The 20,499-nt window shown below is 31.4% G+C and carries 21 protein-coding genes; 13 read left to right on the plus strand and 8 right to left on the minus strand.

Annotation, left to right across the window (positions count from 1 at the left end):
• Window positions 1-4: 4 nt before the first annotated feature.
• On the minus strand, window positions 5-1,336 hold the full coding sequence (locus tag AC5SLT_RS01595) for a trimethylamine monooxygenase (protein ID WP_020169590.1): 1,332 nt from the start codon (window positions 1,334-1,336) through the stop codon (window positions 5-7).
• A gap of 79 nt (window positions 1,337-1,415) precedes the next feature.
• Between AC5SLT_RS01595 and AC5SLT_RS01600 the strand changes: the two genes are divergently transcribed.
• The 5 genes from AC5SLT_RS01600 to AC5SLT_RS01620 all read left to right on the plus strand — a co-directional run bounded on the left by AC5SLT_RS01600 (window position 1,416) and on the right by AC5SLT_RS01620 (window position 5,693).
• Complete coding sequence (locus tag AC5SLT_RS01600; protein WP_020169589.1) at window positions 1,416-2,444, plus strand: glycerol-3-phosphate dehydrogenase; 1,029 nt, start codon at window positions 1,416-1,418, stop codon at window positions 2,442-2,444.
• Window positions 2,438-2,632: a hypothetical protein gene (locus tag AC5SLT_RS01605; RefSeq protein ID WP_020169588.1), complete on the plus strand. Its 195-nt coding sequence runs from the start codon at window positions 2,438-2,440 to the stop codon at window positions 2,630-2,632. Before AC5SLT_RS01600 ends, AC5SLT_RS01605 begins: the two co-directional genes overlap by 7 nt.
• Before the next feature lie 6 nt (window positions 2,633-2,638).
• Window positions 2,639-3,148: a TRAP transporter small permease subunit gene (locus tag AC5SLT_RS01610; RefSeq protein ID WP_020169587.1), complete on the plus strand. Its 510-nt coding sequence runs from the start codon at window positions 2,639-2,641 to the stop codon at window positions 3,146-3,148.
• Complete coding sequence (locus AC5SLT_RS01615) at window positions 3,148-4,479, plus strand: TRAP transporter large permease (protein WP_011282285.1); 1,332 nt, start codon at window positions 3,148-3,150, stop codon at window positions 4,477-4,479. The genes AC5SLT_RS01610 and AC5SLT_RS01615 overlap by 1 nt, the downstream gene beginning before the upstream one ends.
• 137 nt (window positions 4,480-4,616) lie before the next feature.
• Window positions 4,617-5,693, plus strand: a complete 1,077-nt coding sequence (locus AC5SLT_RS01620) for a type 2 periplasmic-binding domain-containing protein (RefSeq protein ID WP_020169586.1) — start codon at window positions 4,617-4,619, stop codon at window positions 5,691-5,693.
• A gap of 47 nt (window positions 5,694-5,740) precedes the next feature.
• On the opposite strand, the gene AC5SLT_RS01625 is transcribed toward AC5SLT_RS01620, so the two are convergent.
• Window positions 5,741-6,496: an SDR family NAD(P)-dependent oxidoreductase gene (locus tag AC5SLT_RS01625; RefSeq protein ID WP_020169585.1), complete on the minus strand. Its 756-nt coding sequence runs from the start codon at window positions 6,494-6,496 to the stop codon at window positions 5,741-5,743.
• 1 nt (window position 6,497) lies between these two features.
• The gene (locus tag AC5SLT_RS01630) at window positions 6,498-7,874 is read right to left on the minus strand and encodes an aldehyde dehydrogenase family protein (RefSeq protein WP_027307076.1); all 1,377 of its coding nucleotides are present in this window, start codon (window positions 7,872-7,874) and stop codon (window positions 6,498-6,500) included.
• Between the two features lie 71 nt (window positions 7,875-7,945).
• On the opposite strand from AC5SLT_RS01630, the gene AC5SLT_RS01635 reads away from it, so the two are divergent.
• A complete protein-coding gene (locus AC5SLT_RS01635; RefSeq protein ID WP_020169583.1) occupies window positions 7,946-9,112 on the plus strand; it encodes an iron-containing alcohol dehydrogenase in 1,167 nt (388 codons plus the stop codon).
• Window positions 9,109-9,900, plus strand: a complete 792-nt coding sequence (locus AC5SLT_RS01640) for a type 1 glutamine amidotransferase (RefSeq protein ID WP_011282280.1) — start codon at window positions 9,109-9,111, stop codon at window positions 9,898-9,900. Before AC5SLT_RS01635 ends, AC5SLT_RS01640 begins: the two co-directional genes overlap by 4 nt.
• A 3-nt stretch (window positions 9,901-9,903) precedes the next feature.
• Here AC5SLT_RS01640 and AC5SLT_RS01645 read toward each other — a convergent pair whose 3' ends face one another.
• Window positions 9,904-11,589 carry a formate--tetrahydrofolate ligase gene (locus tag AC5SLT_RS01645; protein ID WP_027307074.1) on the minus strand — a complete coding sequence of 562 codons (1,686 nt, stop codon included), beginning with the start codon at window positions 11,587-11,589 and terminating at the stop codon, window positions 9,904-9,906.
• A gap of 126 nt (window positions 11,590-11,715) precedes the next feature.
• Here AC5SLT_RS01645 and AC5SLT_RS01650 point away from each other — a divergent pair, with 126 nt between their 5' ends.
• The 4 genes from AC5SLT_RS01650 to AC5SLT_RS01665 are packed head-to-tail and all read left to right on the plus strand — an operon-like array spanning window position 11,716 to window position 16,821.
• Window positions 11,716-12,972: a sarcosine oxidase subunit beta family protein gene (locus AC5SLT_RS01650; protein ID WP_494592214.1), complete on the plus strand. Its 1,257-nt coding sequence runs from the start codon at window positions 11,716-11,718 to the stop codon at window positions 12,970-12,972.
• Window positions 12,973-13,239 (plus strand): sarcosine oxidase subunit delta, encoded by a 267-nt coding sequence (locus AC5SLT_RS01655; protein WP_006997999.1) that lies wholly within the window; start codon window positions 12,973-12,975, stop codon window positions 13,237-13,239.
• 1 nt (window position 13,240) lies between these two features.
• Window positions 13,241-16,237, plus strand: coding sequence for a sarcosine oxidase subunit alpha family protein (locus tag AC5SLT_RS01660; protein WP_494592216.1), 2,997 nt, complete (start codon window positions 13,241-13,243; stop codon window positions 16,235-16,237).
• A complete protein-coding gene (locus AC5SLT_RS01665; RefSeq protein WP_018414298.1) occupies window positions 16,234-16,821 on the plus strand; it encodes a sarcosine oxidase subunit gamma family protein in 588 nt (195 codons plus the stop codon). Before AC5SLT_RS01660 ends, AC5SLT_RS01665 begins: the two co-directional genes overlap by 4 nt.
• A 4-nt stretch (window positions 16,822-16,825) precedes the next feature.
• On the opposite strand, the gene AC5SLT_RS01670 is transcribed toward AC5SLT_RS01665, so the two are convergent.
• On the minus strand, window positions 16,826-17,677 hold the full coding sequence (locus AC5SLT_RS01670) for a DMT family transporter (RefSeq protein WP_494592218.1): 852 nt from the start codon (window positions 17,675-17,677) through the stop codon (window positions 16,826-16,828).
• Between the two features lie 109 nt (window positions 17,678-17,786).
• On the opposite strand from AC5SLT_RS01670, the gene AC5SLT_RS01675 reads away from it, so the two are divergent.
• A complete protein-coding gene (locus tag AC5SLT_RS01675; protein WP_278386950.1) occupies window positions 17,787-18,098 on the plus strand; it encodes a hypothetical protein in 312 nt (103 codons plus the stop codon).
• On the opposite strand, the gene AC5SLT_RS01680 is transcribed toward AC5SLT_RS01675, so the two are convergent.
• The 3 genes from AC5SLT_RS01680 to AC5SLT_RS01690 are packed head-to-tail and all read right to left on the minus strand — an operon-like array spanning window position 18,088 to window position 19,663.
• A complete protein-coding gene (locus tag AC5SLT_RS01680) occupies window positions 18,088-18,528 on the minus strand; it encodes a hypothetical protein (RefSeq protein ID WP_494592220.1) in 441 nt (146 codons plus the stop codon). The two genes, AC5SLT_RS01675 and AC5SLT_RS01680, sit on opposite strands and share 11 nt — an antisense overlap.
• 3 nt (window positions 18,529-18,531) lie before the next feature.
• Window positions 18,532-19,278: an aspartate/glutamate racemase family protein gene (locus AC5SLT_RS01685; protein ID WP_494592222.1), complete on the minus strand. Its 747-nt coding sequence runs from the start codon at window positions 19,276-19,278 to the stop codon at window positions 18,532-18,534.
• A gap of 37 nt (window positions 19,279-19,315) precedes the next feature.
• Window positions 19,316-19,663 carry a cupin domain-containing protein gene (locus tag AC5SLT_RS01690; RefSeq protein ID WP_494578448.1) on the minus strand — a complete coding sequence of 116 codons (348 nt, stop codon included), beginning with the start codon at window positions 19,661-19,663 and terminating at the stop codon, window positions 19,316-19,318.
• A gap of 59 nt (window positions 19,664-19,722) precedes the next feature.
• Here AC5SLT_RS01690 and AC5SLT_RS01695 point away from each other — a divergent pair, with 59 nt between their 5' ends.
• Window positions 19,723-20,481: an alpha/beta fold hydrolase gene (locus AC5SLT_RS01695; RefSeq protein ID WP_494592224.1), complete on the plus strand. Its 759-nt coding sequence runs from the start codon at window positions 19,723-19,725 to the stop codon at window positions 20,479-20,481.
• The last annotated feature ends 18 nt before the right edge of the window (window positions 20,482-20,499 follow it).

Genomic DNA, 20,499 nt, shown 5'->3' on the forward strand with positions numbered 1-20,499 from the left:
TCTTTTATTTATTTAAAAATGTTTTTAAAGAGTCGTCCATAGCTTCTTCCCATGGTGTATGGTGAATTGGTCCAACAGAGCCTGTCACTGGTGAAGCAAATGATTTATTTCTATAAGTCATTATATTTTCCACTTTATGATGCTCCCATTCTTTAAAAGTTTTTCTAATTAATTCAAAATCAATTTTAGGATAATCAGATAAATCATGAAGTTCTTTGGTGTACTCAGTTTGAAAATCTATCATTTGTTCAGGATTTTCCAATTTTTCTTCCATTGATACCCATTTATTAATATCTTTTTCAATTTCAGAGTCATTTGGAACTTTAATTTTTCCCATTATAACATCCCTTGCAAACCAAGCCTGACAATCAAACATATTAAAAGTATGAAATTGATCTTGCATACCTAAATACATTAATTTGTGATTATTTTGCCAAACTACACCTTTGTATAGCATAGGTGGATATAATCTATTGCCAGTTTTTAATTTAAGATCTTCAGATATAAAAGGGAAATGATGAAGATATCCAGTACATAAAATTACAGCATCTGCTTCTTGCACGTGGCCATCTTTAAATATTGCCTTATTCCCCTCAAGTCTATCTAGATGAAAAACTTCTTTCATACCTTTCGGCCATTTAAATCCCATCGGATTGTGTCTATAACCAATAGTAACACTTTTTGCCCCATACTTATGACACTGAAGAGCAACATCTTCAGCAGAATAACTACTTCCTAAAACAACAACATTCTTGCCTCGAAATTCTTCTGCATCTCTAAAATCATGAGAATGCATTATTCTTCCAGGAAATGATTTCATTCCAGGATATTCTGGGATGAATGGAACCGAAAAATGACCAGTAGATACAATTACGTAATCAAAAATATCTTTCGAAATTTTGTCATTTTTTTTATCTCGATAAGTAATCTCAAAGTTATTGTTTACATAAGAAACATTAGTAACAGAGGTGTTAAATTTTATTTTAGATTTTATATTTCCCTTTTTAACTCTACCTAAAATATAATCATATAAAACTGCTCTAGGTGGAAAAGAAGGAATTGGTTTTCCAAAGTGTTCATCAAATGAGTAGTCAGCAAATTCTAAACATTCTTTAGGGCCGTTTGACCAAAGATATCGATACATACTATTAGGTACAGGGTCACCATATTGATCAGATCCAGTTCTCCAACTGTAGTTCCATAATCCTCCCCAATCTTCTTGCTTATCAAAACAAACTATTTCAGGTATTTTCTCACCATTTTTTTCTGCTTGTTCAAAGGATCTTAAAGCGGATAAACCACAAGGGCCAGCGCCAATAATAGCTACTTTTGTCATAATATCATCTCTCTCTATTAATTTATAACTGTACTTTACCAACAAAATGCTAAAAATTAATATAAAAAAATACTAAATTATGAAAAAAATTATTATCATTGGTGCTGGAGCAATGGGATCAGCTTTTGCCGTACCATGTCTTGAAAACCAAAATGAGGTAACACTCGTTGGTACGCATTTAGAAGATGATTTAATAAGTAATATTAAATCTAATAACAATCTTCATCCAGCTTTAAATATTGAATTGCCTTTAAAATTGAAAGTAGAAAAATTTGAAAAATTACAATCAATACTTGAAGAGGGAGTAGATATCATGGTTGCTGGAGTTAGCTCGGTAGGAATTGAATGGTTTGTTAAGCAAATTACAAAGAGCTACAAAAAAAATCTTCCCATTATTTTATTAACCAAAGGCCTGGCTATTGAGGGTAATGAATTAATAACGCTTTCAGATAAAATTAAAAAACTTCTCAAAGATGAAGGTCATACAGAAGTAAATATTTCAGCGATTAAAGGACCCTGCTTGGCAGCAGGTCTTGCATATAAAATGAGGACAGGCACAGTTATTGCAAACCCAGATATCAAAGAAACTGAAAAATTAAAAAAGATTATATCAACAGATTACTATTCAACAGAAGTATCAGATGACTTAACTGGCATTGAATTATCAGGTGCAATTAAAAATATTTATTCTATGCTAATTGGAGCCTCAGAAGGGTTAAGTAATTCAAAAGCACCTAAAGAAATTCAATCTAAATATTATTTAAATACATCCGCCTCATTAATTCATAGATCAATATCTGAAATGGTTGAGTTTGTTTCTTTCTATGGAGGAAGACCTGAAACTGTTTATGGCCTAGCTGGTTTAGGTGATTTGTATGTTAGTGCAATAGGAGGAAGAAATAGCTTGATGGGAAAATATTTAGGTGAAGGATACCTTTATAAAGAAGCTAAAGAAAAATTTATGAAAAATATTACAGTTGAAGGTGCACAACTTGCATTGGAAATTGGTCCTAAAATTTTACAAGATCTTAATTCTAAACATTTTCCATTAATGTTTAGTATGTTAAATACTATATGTGATAATAAGAAATTAGAAATTCAATGGTAAAAAATATATTAATATTTATTTTTATAATACTTGGAATGGTGGTTATTTTAAATTTTAGCGACCATAATCTTAAAAGAGCAGTAGATGCCTGTTTAGCTGGAAGCCAAAAACTGTCTAAATCTAAAATTACTGATCTTGTGGAAGCTAAAAAATTTTGTGAAGAAGAAATCAAAAAAAATAAAAATTAGAAATTTATGCCAAAAATATTTTCAATTTATGTAAATATAATAGACAATATTTGTGTCAAAGTTGGCAGATTTGTAATGTACGGTATTTTTTTTATGATGTTTCTTTTAATATTATCTTTCGTTACGAGAAACATTATTAACTATCCTTTAATGTGGATTATAGAGATGGCTCAATTTACTCTTACAGCGTATTATTTACTTGGGGGTGGCTACTCGATGATTACTGATGATCATGTTAGAATGGATTTATTCTATGGGAAACTATCTGCAAAAGGTAAAGCTAAAATGGATGTTTTTACAAGTATTTTCTTGATTTTTTTCTTGGTAGTTCTTCTTTATGGCTCTATTTCAAGTTTACAATATACATTGGAATACAAACAAAAACTTTTTACTGCTTGGGCGCCTTATCTTTGGCCCATAAAATCTTTGATGTTACTGGGTATACTCTTGATGTTATTACAAGCTTTTTCAATGTTAATTAAAGATATCGCAAAAATTAAAGGTATTAAAATATAATGCTAGCTCAATATCTAAGTTATGAATTTATTGCATTGTTCATGTTCATAACGATGTTGGCAATGATGTTTACTGGTCAAAGAGTGTTTGGTGCAATTGGATTTGTGGCTGTTATTTCAGCATTATTAGTTTGGGGAAATGGAGCTATTGAAATGCCATATACGGCTACATGGAAACTTTTTAAGTGGTATCCAATGCTTACGCTTCCACTTTTTATTTACATGGGTTTTATGATTTCAGAGTCAGGTATTGCTAGTGATTTATATAAAATGTTCCATGTATTTTTTGGTGGAATAAAAGGAGGCTTAGCAATTGGTACAATGTTCATGATGGTTGGAATTTCAGCTATGAATGGATTAAGTGTTGCTGGTATGGCTATAGGGGCAACTATTGCTCTCCCTGAAATGTTAAAACGTAATTATGATAAAAGAATGATTACTGGTGTTGTTCAAGCAGGAAGTTCGTTAGGAATTTTAATACCCCCAAGTGTTGTAATGGTCCTTTATGGAATGATAGCACGTCAACCAGTAAGTAAACTTTGGCTTGCAGGACTTTTACCAGGCCTTTTAATGGCTACCTTATTTATAATTTATATTTATGTAAGATGTCGTCTTCAACCTGAATTAGGTCCTGTATTAAGTGAAAAAGAAAGAAATATTCCACTTAAAGAAAAACTAAAACTTTTAACAGCTGGAATAATTCCATTTGTAATATTTATGTCCATGACTGGATTATTCTTAATGGGTATAGCAAGTTTAGTTGAGTGTTCTGCTGTAGGTGCTTTACTTGCAACTTTAGCATCCATTTACAAAAAAAGATTTACTCGAAAAGTTCTTGATACAACACTTAGAAAAACTCTTGGTGTTTCTTGCATGTTTATGTGGATAATATTAGCTGCACTATGTTTTGGAGCGGTATTTGATGGTCTTGGTGCTGCGCGTGCAATTGAAACTTTATTTATAGAAAGATGGCATTTAACTCCTTGGGGAGTTTTAATTATGATGCAACTTTCCTATATATTTATGGGAATGTTTTTAGATGATACGGCGATGTTAGTTATAGTGGCGCCACTTTATGTACCTCTAATTATCTCATTGGGATTCGATCCAATCTGGTACGGCGTTCTTTACACAATTACGTGTCAGATTGCATATATGACCCCTCCGTTTGGTTATAATTTATTTCTTATGAGAGCAATGGCACCAAAAGAAATAACTTTATCTGATATTTATAAATCTATTACACCGTTTCTCTTAGTGATGCTCTTAGCATTGATTTTGGTTATGGTTTTTCCTCAAATTGCAACTTATCTTCCAAATAAGTACTTATAAAAAATAATAATACAACTTTAGGTTTTAAAGTTGAAAAAATTATCATTTAGTGGAATAAAATATTTCATTTTTTGGTTTAATCATAATTTTTTTTATAATAGGGTTTAAGAATATTTTTTAACTAATAGGGAGAGTTAATGAAAAAAGAAAAAAAAATAATAACAAGTAAGAGGCGATCGTTTATTAAGAAAGCTGGCTTGTTAACTTTTGGTGTAGCAGGAGCAAGTGTTGTTAAAGCACCTTACGCTTATTCTGCATCAAACCCAATTAAATGGAGGCTTCAAACATATTCAGGGGCTCCGCTTGGTGCACATGTTATCAAACCACAAATTGAAGCATTTAATAAAGCTGCTTATGGTGAAATGGAAATTGAACTGTATTATGCGGATCAATTAGTTCCTACTGATGAACTATTCAGAGCCATGCAAGCAGGAACTTTAGATGCCGTACAAAGTGATGATGCTACAATGGGGTCACCCGTTGATATCTCTGTGTTTGGTGGATATTTTCCATTTGCAACTAGATATAGCTTAGACGTTCCAGCCTTATTTAAATATTATGGTTTAAATGAAATTTGGGATGAAGCCTATAGTGAAGTTAAGGGTGTCAAATGGTTAAGCACAAGTGCTTGGGATCCATGCCATCTTTTCACTGTGAATAAAAAAGTTACATCTCTTGCGGACATGAAGGGCTTAAGAGTCTTTGGTGTGCCTACTGCTGGAAAATTCTTAGCTCAATATGGCCTAATACCAGTCACGGTTCCTTGGGACGATGTTGAGGTTGCTATGCAAACCGGAGAACTGGATGGTGTTGCGTGGTGCGGATTTACTGAGGCATATGAAGTGGGTTGGGCTGATATCTGTAAATATGCATTAACTAACTCTGTTACAGGAGCATGGTTTGGATCGTACTTTGCTAATCAAAAAGCTTGGGACAAATTAAGTCCAAAACTTCAAGCACTTTACAGAATGTCTATTAATGACTCTCATTATTATAGACAAGTTTGGTATTGGGGTGGAGAAGCTGATCTTCGTGTTAATGGGAAAAAAATGGAACTAACAAGTCTTCCTGATAATGAATGGGCTAAAGTCGTAAACGACTCTAAAGCATTCTGGGATGAGACTTCAAGTATTAGTCCAAGAGCTAAAAAAGTTGTGGATGCATTTAAGTTGTATGCAAACACAATGGAAAAAGCTGGATACCCTTACAGATAATTAATATTTTTTAGGCGCCTCAAGAAAGAGGCGCCTAAAGTTAATAACTACGGCTTAGCCGTAAGACCCCCATCAACAATCAATTCAGTTCCAGTAATATAATCTGCTTGATCACTTAATAGGAATAAAGAAGCATTTGAAATATCTTCGGGTTTACCTACTTTATGTAAAGGAATAAATTTTTCTAAATTTTTCTTTGTATTAGGATTTTTTTTCCATCTAATCTGCATACCCGTATCTATTGGTCCAGGTAAGATTATATTTGATCTAATTTTGTTAGATGCAAATTGAATGGCAAAGGACTTTGAAAGTCTAATCATTGCTGCTTTTGAAGCACCATAGGCATCTTGAGGTTTGTCATCACCAGATAATGCATCAATGGAAGATATATGCACCATTGAACCAAATTTATTTTTAATCATTTTAGGTACAATAATTTTTGAAAGATACATCATAGATTTTAAATTTATTTCAAAAACTTTATCCCATACATTAGAATCTATATTTACTGCTGAGACATCTTTATCAAACCAAAGAACACCAGTTGTATTAACTAGGTAGTCTAATCTTTTGTGTTTTTTATAAAAATTATCGATATATACTTTCAATTTATTAAAATTAGTTACATCAACTTTTTTAAATTCACATTTTTTATTATTATCTAAAAATTCTTTACTAGGACTTTTTAAATCTAACATTAAAACTGAAATATTGTTTTGAGATAGTTTTTTTGACATCTCTAAACCCATACCACCACTTGCACCAGTGATTACAGCAGTTTTACCTTTAAAATTTAATTTCATTTTATTGTTCTTTTCTTAAGTGAAAGCTTTTTGGTGAAGTTAATTTTTCATAAGCTACCTCAGATAGCGAACAACCTTTTCCGGTTTCATTAACACCAGTCCATGATAATGCAGGATCTAGATAATCACATCTATTCATATAAAACGTGCCTGTATTAATTTGATTGCCAATTTTTTGAGCAACATCAAGATCTTTTGTCCAAACTGAAGCTGTTAATCCATAAGGACTATCATTCATTAATTTAATTGCTTCATTATCATCTTTAACCTTCATAATCCCAACACAGGGTCCAAAAGTTTCTTCAGTCATAAAAGCCATATCATGGTTCACGTTTGTTAAAACCTGAGGAATTAAATAATTTTTATGTTCTTTTGAAAAGTTAAATTTACTTTCATCAATCATTTTTTTTGCACCTTTATCAATTGCAGAGTTTATTTGTTGTAAAATAAAATCAGCAGCTGATAGTTTAACCACAGGACCTAAGTTGGTTTCTTTTTCTAATGGATTTCCAAGTTTGTAATTATAAGTTTTTGAAACAAACAATTCTAAAAAATTATTATAAATTTTTTCATCAACATAAATTCTTTCTATTCCACAACATGATTGACCTGAGTTAAAAAAAGATCCATCAACCAAATTTTCAACTGTTTTTTCTAAGTCACAATCATATCTGGCATAAGCTGGATCTTTACCACCCAATTCTAAAGTCATATCAATAAATTTATTCTGAGTTGCTCTTTGAACATCGTAACCTGCTTTTACTGATCCAGTGAATGAGACAAAATTAATTCGCTTATCAGAAACAATTTTTAAACTATCTTCATGGTTTAAATGTAAATAATTAAAAATATCCTTAGGCAGAATTTTTTTAGCTGATTGGTAAAGTTGCTCAGAACATAAAGGGGTTTGAGCAGAATGTTTTAATATAACAGAATTACCTGCTGCCATAGCTGGTATTATAGAGTTTACTGCAACGAGGTATGGATAGTTCCATGGCGCTATTACAAAAACTACACCAAGAGCTTTTCTTTTTATATAACTTTTAAAATTATCATCTTTTGCTACATCAATATTTGATAATTTCTTTTCTGCAATAGATAGCATGTAATCGGCTCTTTCTTTAAAGCCCTTTAATTCACCAGCCGCTTGAGAAATAGGTCTACCAATTTGTCTACTTAGTTCTTCACAAATCAGATCGCTTCTTGATAAAAAATCTTCAACAAAACTTGTTAATAGTTTTACTCTTTCTTTAATATCTAGATCGGCCCACATTTTTTGAGCTTTCATTGAGCCATTAATAGTTTCTTCTATTTTAGCTCCATCATAATTTCTTTCGATATAAAGGGTATTATCAATAGGTGTAATAGTTTTTTGCATAAATATTTCGGTTAAAATTATTTTAGAAAGTGATATACATCAACCAACTTTATAAAACACTAAAACATAATATGCAAAAATACAACTGGAATTATCCTACTACAATGTGGGTAGGTGAAAATAGAATTAATGATGTTGCTTCAGCATGTAAAAATTTAAACATTAAAAAGCCACTGCTTGTTACTGATAATGGATTAGCTCAATCAGTTATTGTTAAAAACACTTTATCGATTTTAAAAGAGGGTGGAATTATTGCTGCATTATATTCAAATGTTGTTGGTAACCCAACTGGCACGAATGTTAATGAAGGTGTTGATAGTTATAAAAAAAACAATTGTGATGGTGTTATTGCGTTTGGAGGTGGTAGTGGTTTAGATGTTGGTAAAGCAGTTGCTTTTATGTCAGGTCAAAATCTACCTATTTGGGATTTCGAAGATGTTGGAGATAATTGGACTAAAGCAAACTCTGATAAGATTGCTCCCATTATTGCAGTACCTACTACTGCGGGCACTGGTTCTGAAACTGGCAGAGCATCAGTAATATTAAATGAAGAAACAGGCGTGAAAAATATTATTTTTCATCCAAAATTTTTACCATCAATAGTTATTTTAGATCCAATTTTAACAGTTGGATTACCAGCAAAAATGACTGCAGCAACTGGAATGGATGCACTAGCACATAATTTAGAAGCCTATTGCGCACCAGGCTATCATCCGATGGCAGATGGAATTGCTTTAGAAGGAATGAGATTAATTGATAAGTGGCTATTAGAAGCTGTTAGCAATGGATCTAATATTGAAGCAAGAATGAATATGTTAACAGCAGCTAGTATGGGCTCAACTGCATTTCAAAAAGGACTAGGAGCAATTCATTCTCTAAGTCACCCTGTCAATGCATTAAATAATATTCATCACGGTTTATCTAATGCAATATTTATGCCTTACGTGTTAACTTTTAACAAAGATGTAATTGAAAAGAAAATAATTAAAATTTGTGACTATTTAGAACTTAAAGACAGATCTTTTGATGGTTTTGTTAACTGGGTTTTAGATTTAAGAAAAAAACTTGATATGCCTCATAAATTATCAGAAGTGATTGATGAAAAAGATTTTGATATTGATAGATTATCAAAAATGGCTTTAGCAGACCCATCTACTGGAGGAAATCCAAAAAAATTAACTGAGGATGATATGAGGATAATGTACCAGAACAGTATGACGGGTGAATTGTTTAAATGAGTGATTTAAATATTTTAATTGTTGAAGGAAATATTAGAGAAGATAGTGAGTTTTTTATTAAAGCAGCTGGAGCTTCTGCAGCAGATAATTTAAAAAATTTAATCTTAAAAATAGAACCATCTGCAATTACTGAAATTATAAATCCTGGTAATGATGATGAGACTACGAATGCTCTAAAAGACATGAGTAAATATAATGGTATTGTCTTTACGGGTGGTGCAATGCGAATAAATGATATGACGGATGTGATTAAGAAACATATTAATTTTGCATCAAATTGTTTTACTCAAAAAAAGAAGATTTTAGCTATTTGTTGGGGATTACAAGTTTGTTCTACAGCAGCTGGAGGCAAGGTAAACCCTGGTAAAAATGGTGCTCACATTGGAATTGCATCAGATGTAATTATTAATAATGAAGGTGAGAAGCATTTTATTTACAAAGATAAGAAAAAAATTTTTACATCACCAGCATTTAATTTTGATGAAGTAAGTGAATTACCGGAAAATGCTATTCTTCTATCAAGTGATAAAGTTAACAATGTAATGGGTGTTAGTTTTAGAGCGGGAAACTCTGAAATTATTGGCTTACAGTATCATCCTGATTATGAGTACTTTCAGATGCTTAAACTTATTGAAGGTCGTAAAGAACGACTATTTGTAAATAAAAATTTTTTAAATGAAGAAGAGTATGAAAGTCATATCTCATACATAAAATCTCAAAATGAACTATTAGATTTTAATGACAGAACATGTGAAGTTAGAAACTGGCTTAATTATCTGCGTAACTAGTTTCTAAAATAGACCTTCAATTTCACCATCTTTATTTAGCTTAATTGAATCTGCTGCTGGAACTCTTGGTAACCCAGGCATCGTCATAACAGCTCCACATATAACAACAATAAACTCTGCTCCAGAAGAAAGTTTAATCTCCCTAATTGGTAAAGAGTGTCCTGTTGGTGCACCTTTTAAGCTTGGATCTGTTGAGAAGCTGTATTGGGTTTTTGCAATACAAATTGGAAAGTCACCATATCCAGCATCTTCAAAGCTTTTTAATTGATCTCTAATTTTAGTATCTGCAATAACCTCATCTGCTCTATAAATTTCTTTTGCAATTGTTTCTATTTTTTTAAAAAGAGGAGTTTTACTTTCATATAAGAATTTAAATTTATCCTCATTTTTCTCACATAATTCAGCAACATGACTTGCAAGTTCTTTCGTACCTTCGCCACCATTTGCCCAATGAGTACAAAGACTTGCTTTAACTCCAATAGTGTCACAAAATTCTATCAAAGCTTTTACTTCATTCTCTGTATCTTTAATAAAATGATTAACAGCTACTGCAACTGGTAAACCAAATTTTTTTACATTTTCTACATGTCTTTGAAGGTTAACTAGACCTTTTTTTAAGGCTTCTACATTTTCTGTTTTAAGATCATCTTTTGCTACACCACCATGCATTTTTAATGCTCTAATAGTTGCAACAATTACAACACAACTAGGTTTTAAATCTGATTTTCTACATTTAATATCAAGGAATTTTTCTGCACCAAGGTCTGCACCAAATCCTGCTTCTGTCACAACATAGTCAGCAAGTTTTAGTCCAGTCTTTGTTGCAATTACAGAATTACAGCCATGAGCAATGTTAGCAAAAGGGCCACCATGAATAATTGCAGGATTATTTTCTAAAGTTTGAGTAACGTTAGGTCGAATTGCATCTTTTAATAATACTGTCATTGGACCTTGTGCTTTTAAATCTTTAGCATAAACAGGTTTTTTATCTCTAGTATAAGCAATTGTAATATTTCCTATTCTCTTTTCTAAATCTTCTAAATCATTTGATAAGCAAAAGATTGCCATGATTTCAGATGCAACAGTAATATCAAAACCATCTTCTCTTGGAAAACCATTTGCAACTCCACCTAAGTTTATATTTATAGATCTTAAAGAACGATCGTTCATATCGATTACTCTTTTCCAGACAATTCTTCTAACATCTATATCAAGTTTATTTCCCCAATAGATATGATTATCAATTAAGGCTGACAACAAATTATGAGCTGATGTTATTGCATGAAAATCTCCAGTAAAATGTAAATTAATTTGTTCCATTGGAACTACTTGAGCATAACCACCACCTGCTGCTCCACCTTTCATTCCAAAAGAGGGACCAAGGCTTGGTTCTCTTAAACAAACAATGGATTTTTTTCCAATTTTGTTTAATCCATCATTTAAACCAACTGAAGTTGTAGTTTTTCCTTCACCAGCTGGGGTAGGAGTGATTGCCGTCACTAATACAAGTTTTCCATTTGGTTTATCTTTTAAAGTGTCTAAATATTCTAAATTAATCTTTGCAATGTGTCTTCCCATTGGACTAAAAGCTGAGCTTTCATCAGGCACATTTATCTTGGCTAAAATATCATTTATAGGTTGCATTTTAGCTTCTCTAGCTATTTGAATGTCTGACTTAACTTCGCTCATTTTAAACTCCTATAAAATTAATTTTTAATGCCCAATTGATATCTTATTTTAAATTTTTGGAAACTTCTAAAAAATATATATAAAAAAAATAAGAACTATTTATATTCCTTTGTATAAAATTATTTTATGCAAAAATATTCTATATTTAATTTGATTAAAAATGCCTTCTCTGGTCATCAAAATTGGGATTTGGCCTGGAAAGATCCAACTCCTAAAAAAGAATATGATGTGGTTATAATTGGTGGAGGTGGTCACGGCCTAGCAACTGCTTATTATTTAGCTAAAGAGCACAATATTACAAACGTTGCTATCATTGAAAAAGGTTGGATCGGGGGTGGAAATGTTGGAAGAAATACCACAATCATTAGATCAAACTACATGCATGACGATAATGCATTGTTCAGTGAGTTTGGAATGGATTTGTGGAGACGAATGAGTCAGGATTTAAATTACAATGTAATGTTTTCTCCAAGAGGAATTATTAACCTTGCTCACTCAGATGCCCAGATGAATGTTTTTGCAAGAAGAGGAAACTCAATGCGATTAAATGGTATCGATGCAGTTTTATTAAATAGAGAAGAGGTAAAAGAAATTATTCCAATGGCTGACTTTTCAGACAATGTAAGGTTTCCTATATTTGGCGGACTGATGCAACCAAGCGCTGGAACGGCAAGGCATGATGCTGTTGCTTGGGGTTATGCACGTCAAGCAGATTCAATGGGTGTAGATATTATTCAAAATTGTGAAGTAACAGGTTTTGATGTTATAGGTGGAAAAATTCAAGGAGTTAGAACTTCACGAGGAGATATTAAAGTTAAAAAAATTGGACTGTGTGTTGCAGGTAGTACAAATGTTTTAGCAGAGAAATTAAATATGACAGTACCAATTGAAACACATCTTTTACAAGCTTGTGTTTCAGAACCAGTTAAACCTGTTTTAGATAAAGTTGTAACTTTTGGTGCAGGACACTTTTATATTAGTCAGTCGGATAAAGGTGAGATGGTAATGGGAGGAGATTTGGATGGCTATAATAGCTATGCGCAAAGAGGAAACCTTCCAACCCTTCAACATGTTTTAACTGAAGGAATTGCGATGATGCCTTTTCTTAGCAAACTAAAAATGCTTAGAACTTGGGGTGGGATAATGGATATGTCTATGGACGGCTCACCTATAATAGATAAAACTCATATTGAAGGATTATATTTAAATTGTGGATGGTGTTATGGTGGATTTAAAGCAACACCAGCATCAGGATGGACATTTGCACATACAATTGCACAAGATAGAGTTCACAAATTAAATGCTGGATATAGTTTAAATAGATTTCACACAGGTCACTTATTAGATGAAAAAGGACTTGGAACTAAAACGTGGATTTCATAAATGCTTCATATTAAATGTCCTCACTGTGGGATGAGATCTCAAAATGAATTTTCATACGGTGGTGATGCAACCGTTAAAAGACCAGAACTTAATAAAGAAGTTTCAGATCAAGATTGGGATAATTTTGTCTATAATAGAAAAAGTTTAAGAGGAAAACACAAAGAGCTATGGCAACATATATCAGGATGCAGACAGTGGATTAAAGTAGAAAGAGACACTGCAACTCACGAAATATTTAAAACCGTTAAAGCTAGCGAAGATATTTAATATGACACAAAATTATAGATTAGATAATGTTGGATTAATAAATAGAGATAAAAAAATCTCATTTAAGTTTAATGGAGTAACTTACTTTGGTTACGAGGGAGATACCTTAGCTTCAGCATTACTGGCTAATGGAGTTCATTTAATAGGAAGAAGCTTTAAATATCATAGACCCAGAGGTTTTTTTGGTGCAGGTGTAGATGAGCCATACGCAATTGTTCAATTATACAGAAATAATGAAACTGAACCGAATGTAAAAGCTACAGAACAAGAGCTCTTTGAAGGTTTGGAAGCAACAAGTGTAAATTGTTGGCCAAGTGTTAATTTTGATATTGGTGCTATCAACAATTTGTTAAAAATATTTCTTCCAGCAGGATTTTATTACAAAACGTTTATGTGGCCAAAAAGTTTTTGGTACAAAGTTTATGAGCCATTTATAAGAAAAGCAGCAGGACTTGGGGTTGCATCAATTGAACATGACAAGGAAAGATATGAACATAAATATGAGTATTGTGATTTGTTAATTGCAGGTTCAGGACCCTCTGGTTTAGCAAGTGCATATGCTGCTGCTAAAAATGGAGCAAGAGTAATTTTAGCAGAAGACAAGCCTAGATTTGGTGGAACTTTATTAACTAGCGAGGTTAATATTGGAAATCAAACAGGAAAAGAATGGGCAGAAAATATTATTTCTGAACTTAAAGAAATGCCTAATGTTATTGTTAAAAATAGATCTCAAGTATTTGGTTACTATGATCACAATATGTTAGTGATGTCAGAAAAATTAAGTGATCACTTACCTAAAACTAAAAAATATAATCCAAAACAAAGACTTTGGTATATTAGAGCAAAAGAAGTTTTAATTTCATCAGGATCAATTGAAAGACCTTTAGTATTTGGAAATAATGATACACCAGGTGTGATGCTGTCTTCTGCAGCAAAAGAATATTTAAAAGTTTATGGAGTGTTAGTTGGTAAAAAACCTTTAATATTTACCAATAATGATAGCGGATATGAAACGGCTATAGAGTTTAAAAAAAATGGTGTTGATCCAATTATTTTAGATACAAGAAAAGAACCAAAGTCAGAAATTATAGATGAAGCAAAAAAACTAGATGTTAAAATTAAATTTTCTTACGTAGTAGTTGCTGCAAAAGGGTATAAAAAAGTTAAATCAGCTGAAGTTGCTAAAATTTCTGATGATAAAAACGAACTAGGAACTTTAGAAAATATTAATTGTGATTGTATTTGTGTTTCAGGCTTTTGGACACCAACAATACATTTAGCTTCTCAATCAGGAAATAAAACTACTTTTAATAAGGATATAGATGCATTTGTACCTGGATTATCAAAACAAAATGAAACAACATTAGGTGCTGCAAACGGAACTTTTACATTAGAAGAAACTTTAAAAAGTTCATTTGAAACTGGATATGAACTTTCAAAAAAAATTACTAATAATGATAACAAAACATCATCACCAACAGTTATGGAAAAAAAATCTACCACCCATGATAAATTTTGGTGTGTGCCTTTGCCTAAAGGAAAAACATATAAAAGATTTTTAGATTTTCAAAACGATGTAGCTGTTTCAGATGTAGAAATTGCACTAAAAGAAGGGTATCGATCCATAGAACATGTAAAAAGATACACGACACTAGGAATGGCCACAGACCAAGGAAAAACAAGTAATCTTAACGGTTTGCAATTAGTTTCAAACATTGAAAATAAAATAGTGCCAGAAGTAGGTCATACAACTTTTAGACCTCCGTATACACCAGTTACTATTGGTGCAATTGTTGGAAGAGAAGTTGGCAAACATTCAAAACCAACAAGAAAATCACCAATGCACACTTGGCATGAAAAAAATAATGCTGTGTTTGTAGACGCAGGTGTTTGGTTGAGACCAAGATATTATAAAATTGGAGAAGAAACTTTATTTGAAGGTTCAAAAAGAGAAGCTAAAAATGTTAGAACAAATGTAGGTGTTTGTGACGTAACTACTTTAGGTAAAATTGACATTAAAGGACCTGATGCAGCAGAGCTACTAAATAGAGTTTACACTAATGCTTGGTTAAAACTACCAGTTGGTAAAGCAAGGTATGGTGTAATGTTAAGAGAAGATGGAATTGTTATGGATGATGGAACAACAACGAGAATTTCTGAAAACCATTATCATATGACAACAACAACAGCACAAGCAGCAAATGTTTTATCTCATCTTGAATATTATCTACAACTTGTATGGCCAGAACTAAATGTAAATGTGATTTCAACTACAGAGCAATGGGCAGGAGCTGCAATTGCTGGGCCAAAATCTAGAGACTTATTACAAAAATTATTTCCAAATATTGATGCTTCAAATGAAGGATTACCTTTTATGGGATATTTAGAAGCAGATTTATTTGGAGTTCACGCACGAATTTTTAGAATTTCATTTTCAGGAGAGCTTGCTTATGAGGTTAATGTCGAATCTGATAATGGAAACTTTATGTGGGAGAAGATAATGGAAGTAGGACAAGAATTTAAAATTCAACCTTATGGCACTGAAGCATTATCAACTCTAAGAATTGAAATGGGTCACATTGCAGGATCAGAACTTGATGGCAGAACCATTCCTTATGATAACTCTTTAGAAGGACTTGTTAGTAAAAAGAAAGATTTTATAGGGAAACGCTCATTAGAAAGAGAAGCATTTATAGCTGAAGATAGACAAAAAGTAGTAGGGGTTGTTCCAATTGATAAGAAAACAAGTATCCCGGAAGGGTCTCATTTAGTTAAAGATGCAATGGCTCCAACACCAAATCCTAAATTAGGATATATTTCAGCATCTTGTTGGAGTGTTGAATACGATAATCCATTTTCACTAGCAATTCTTAAGGATGGAAAAAATATGATAGGGAAAAAACTATTTGCAATGTCTCCTTTAAAAAATAAAACAATACCAGTTGAGATTGTTTCATCGCATTATGTTGATCCAAAAGGTGAAAGAGTAAGATCATGACTTCAATTTCTGCTTTAAAGAATATTCATATCAAAGGTTTATTTGGTGATCATGAAGGAAAAAATGATAAAGAGCTGTTAAAAATAAGCGAATTAAGCGACTATCTAATCATTCAAATTGTTAAGTATAATAGTTCAGCAATAACTATTGAAAATATTAAGTTAGATGATTTGAACTTAAAAAATGAAACTCAAAATATAAGCTGTAACACCAATACAAGAATTTTATGGAATGGACCAAATAACTGGCTTTTAGTTTCTTCAAAGAAAGAAATTTTAAAAGAAATTAATGAAAAATTACCAGAAACAGATTTCGCCATAACAAATATATCTCATAGCAGAGCGATAATTCAAATAGAGGGAAAAAATACAAAAGAGATATTAAAAAAAGGATGTCCTTTTAATTTTAATGAATTGAAAAAAAATACTTGTTTAAATTCAATTTATAACGGAATGTCAGTTACAATTGATATGCTAGATGACAATCCAGATAAAGTTAGAATATTTACATTAAGAAGTTTTGGAGAATCTTTTTATCATTCAATTACTGATGCTTGCTTAGAATTTGGTTATAAAGGAATTTAAAAATTTATTGCTTTCTTGTTGCAATATAAACACCAAAAGTTGCCACAGCAAAACCAACTAAATCTAGATTATTCAATTTTTCATTCAAAAATATCCAAGCCATTATTGCGGTAGTAGGGGGTATTAAAAAAAATATAGAAACAGTTTTACTTGCTGAGTTGTTCTTAATTAAAAACATTAAGATTGTAAAAGCTCCAAAAGATACAAGGAATATCTGATGACTCATTGCTATTAAGAATGTGGATGTAAAATTAATATAAGGTTCACTAAAAATTAAAATAATTATTATGTGAAAAGAACAGCCACCTATTGCTTGATACATATTACTGACAGACAAAGGTAAATTATTACTTATTTTTTTTTGCCATAAAGTAGAAGTTGTGATCGCTAGAAGAGCCATAAAAGAAGCTATCACTCCAAAAACAGGAAGACTTGATCCAATATCAAAACCTAAAACTAAAGCTGCACCAATAAACCCAAGGATCACTCCAATCCATTGTTTAAAAGTAACTTTTTCACCTAAAAATTTTCCTGCTAAAGCATTGGTTAAAATTGGCTGTAAGGTTACAATTAATGCAGCGATACCGGTAGGCATTCCGATTGAAACTGAATAAAAAACACCTCCCAAATACACACCATGAAAAAGTACCCCACTAAAAAGTGATTGTAGAAGGTTTCTTGAATTTGTTAAAATTTTTTGTTTTATATAAATTGAATAAATATAGAAACCAAAAGCTACCACAAAAAATCTAAATGCTAATGCTGCGAAGGGATCACTGTTATCTATTATTGGTTTTGTTGTCACAAAAGCTGAGGACCATAAAACAATAAAAATGAATGGAAAAATTTTAACCATACCAAGGTTATAGGCTATATTTTATACCAATATTAGAGATTAATATCCAAAATGAACACTTTCTCTCTTGAGTTGTGCTTTTAAATACTTAGGATTAAGAGGGGGTATAATGATTTTAAAAAAAATATTTGCTGGATTATTTTTGCTATTTTTTCTTAATGGTTGTGTGCAAAGTACAGCCTTATTAGGACCTGCTTATACATTAGCTAGCTCTGGTAATATCTATCAAGCTGGCCTTTCATATGGTTCTAATCAAGCAGTTAAAGAAATTACTGGGAAGTCTCCTACTGAAAATATTAAAAGCTTTGTAGATGATAAAAAATTAAAAGTTGAAGAAGAAGAAAGCCAAGAAGAGTTTTTTGCTTTAGTAAAAAGTAGAATAGAAAAAACAAGTAAAATTATTCAATTAGCTAATCAGTAATACCTAATAATAGCTGCTCTGATTGCCCAGTTTCTTTACACCACAGTTCATAACTTTCACACATACGCCATAAAAATTGTTGTGCTCTATTTGATGCTTCGATGAGAGTATTGTTTTCAGTCTCGTAAAGTTTAGGAATTTTAATTAAATTTTTAATAGTCATGTCTTTTTGAATTTCTAAAAGTTTAATAGTTTCATCTGGTATTTTATTTCCAGTATCTTTGTCTAGATACTCATTTTTTTTTAATTCATCAAACCATTCGTCATGTAATGTACCAGTGCTTAATTTTATAAATTCATTAGTTTCCATGAATTTATTAATAGCTTGTTTTACATCAAGCTCCGGATCTTTATTTTTTTCAATAGAAACGTAGGAGTAAATAATTTCAGCCATATATATAACATATGGTTTTTTGACTTTTGTATTCATTATCTATTTTTTATATTTTGCCATACAGGAGTTGGCTAATATTAAATTAGGATCAAGGTACAATTTTGAAACTTTAGCATTTCGTAAAGATTTATAAGCAAAAATTGCAATAGGTATCTCAGTGCAGCCAAGTATTATTTTTTTACATTTTTGTTTGATTAAATATTTAATTGCAGGCTCAATAGCTTTTTCTGCTAGTTTTATATTGCCCATTTTTACATGTTTGATTGCTTTATTTACTGAACTTGTTTGTAAATTATTTAAAGGTTTAATTATTACAAAATCCTTTTTAAAAATTTTATCATAAATCTCAGTTTTTAAAGTTCCCTCTGTTGCAAGAAGTCCAATTTTAGAATTTTTTTTACAACTTTTTTTTGTTTGTATAAAAACTTCTTTAGGCATGTTAATGATTGGTATCTTGATTTTTTTCTTTAAATCTTCATACCAATAGTGTGCAGTATTACAGGGTATAACAATAAATTTGCACCCACTTTTTTCTAATGATTTACATCCATCTAACAAACTTTTTAAAACTCTATTATATTTTTTTGTATTTTTTGAACTTCTTGGAATTGTGGATAATGATTTAGTTTGAACACCAATAGATTCTGGTCTTCCAGGAATATTTGATTTGTTATAAAGCATGAATAGGGGGTATTCTTGATCACTTTTTCCTCTATTTAACATTGCAAGTTTATTGCAAAAATCAAGTCCTGCTTGAGTTCCCATTCCACCTAAAATTCCAATCATAAATATATATATTCTATTAAATTTATTTAATATTTCCTTAAAGAGGTTTGTTGATACCTCTCATAAAAACTAAAATTAAGCAACCATCTTTAGTAAAGGACGAGTGTGTAGAGCCTGGTTCAAAAGTAACAAAATCACCTTTTTTAAAAACTTTATTATCTGGATCAGTTAATTCACCTTCTAACATCAAAAACTCTTCAAAGCCTGTATGCACATGGGGCAAACTTTTTGCATTTGGTTCCATCTTTAAAAGATAAGTTCCATTACCACCATTTTCTTTATTATAACTAATTTTATGCCAACTCATTCCAGGCACAATAACCCCATAATTATCAAATGGAGTGAATTCAACATCATAAAGGTCAGTTATTTTTCTATTTGTCATACCTGATAGCTACTTATTATTAAATTGTTATATTTGATGATTATTAATAAAATATAAATATGCAAGATATATTTATTGAAGATGTGGGAAGTGGTACTCCACTAGTGTTAGTGCACGGTTTTTTAGGATCTTCTGAGATGTGGACTTTGCAAACTGACTTTTTTAAAAAGAATTTTAGAGTTTTGGCACCAGCATTACCTGGTTTTGGAAAAAGTAATAAAGTTAACTCATGTAACTCAATTGAAGATATGGCTAAATCTCTATTGACAAGTTTAGAAAAAAAGAAAATAGAACGTTTTTATTTATTAGGTCACTCAATGGGTGGCATGATTGTACAAGAAATGGCAAAGTTAGTAGGTGAAAAAATCTTAAAGTTGATTTGTTATGGTACAGGACCAAGAGGAAATATACCTGGCAGATTTGAAACCATAGATGTTTCTAGAGACAAACTAAAAACTAATGGACTGGATAATACAGCTTATAGAATTGCAAAAACATGGTTCATTGAAGAGGATAAATCTAAATATTTTTATTTATGTGAAGAAGCGGGTAAGCAAACCTCTTTAGAGGCGGCGGACAATGCTCTTGTTGCTATGAAAAATTGGAGTGGTATTGAAAATTTAAAAAATATTAAGAACGAAACTTTGATAATTTGGGGAGATCAAGACAAAGCCTATAACTTCAATCAAGTAGAAACTTTAAAAGAAAATATTATAAATAGCGATCTTAGAATAGTTAATGGCTGCTCTCACAATGTTCATTTAGAGAAGCCAGATGAATTTAATACTATAGTGAGTGAATTTCTTAAAAAAAACTGATTGGTATTGGCTGAAATA

The sequence above is a fragment of the Candidatus Pelagibacter sp. PS_11 genome (assembly GCF_059417975.1).